This window comes from Mesorhizobium sp. M1D.F.Ca.ET.231.01.1.1, assembly GCF_003999155.2.
GTDB lineage: Bacteria > Pseudomonadota > Alphaproteobacteria > Rhizobiales > Rhizobiaceae > Mesorhizobium.
In genome coordinates, this window is record NZ_RZOZ02000247.1 from 1 (window position 1) to 293 (window position 293).

Sequence of the window (293 nt, forward strand, 5' to 3'; positions counted from 1 at the left end):
GCCGCGATCAGCACCAGCGCCGGCAGGAACACACCGAGGAAGCCGCCCGCTCCCGACAGGCTGCCGAAATTGATGACGATGAGGTAGATGATGATGGCGAAGGCGATGAAGGTCAGCGCCGGCAGGATCGTCGTCTTCAGCCCGTTTTCCTGATTGGATGGATTGGCGCGGAAGTACATCACGACCGCGAGCGAGGCCACCGCCATCATGACGATGACGCCGAGCGTTGCGACATTGGTGAGCCATGAAAACAACGCCAGCACCGGGTCGAGGCCGAGCACCGCGAACAGCCC

1 pseudogene is annotated in these 293 nt (G+C 62.5%); it reads right to left on the reverse strand.

What is annotated here, in order from left to right:
- Nucleotides 1-293: pseudogene (locus EN874_RS33150) on the reverse strand (amino acid permease); the annotation flags it as partial.